Annotated in this window: 1 protein-coding gene; it reads right to left on the reverse strand. The window is 71.4% G+C overall.

What is annotated here, in order from left to right; genetic code table 11:
- Positions 1 to 254: 254 nt before the first annotated feature.
- Positions 255 to 479 (reverse strand): hypothetical protein (locus tag ADK55_RS39875; protein WP_234350144.1); only part of this gene is annotated, 225 nt, incomplete at its 5' end.

Here is a 479-nt window from a genome sequence, read left to right on the forward strand (position 1 = left end):
AAACGGGGGGGGGGGGGCCCGGGGGCGTTTCCAACCGGCGGGGGATTTGCGCATTTGGCCCGCGTGGGCCCCGGAAACCTGGTGGAAACCCCCGCCATAACCACCACGGGTTCCCCTTACAGGGGCCCGTCAAGGGGACAGAGCGCCCACTGAACGCCTTGGGGCCCCTTGGGGACGCTGGGCACCCAAGCGGCCTCCAAGGGCTTTCACAGGGCGTTGTGGGCCGTTCCGCGCCCCGGGCCGGGCGGTCGACGTCAGCGTCGCCGGAGGGCGAACGCCAGCGCGAACACGGCCACCAAGGCCGCGGCGGCCTCTCCGACCGCGCTATCGGCATCGGCCAGCGCGGGGTGCGCGACACACACGTAGCCCGTCATCCTGAGAAACAGAACCACGACCAGGACCAGTGTGACGGCCTGTACCGGGTCGGTGCCCGAGGAGGGCTGCGGGGCCGGCTGCTGAGACTGGGACGACTGCTGCTG

Origin of the sequence: Streptomyces sp. WM4235, from assembly GCF_001279725.1 — a bacterium.
Lineage (GTDB): Bacteria > Actinomycetota > Actinomycetes > Streptomycetales > Streptomycetaceae > Streptomyces.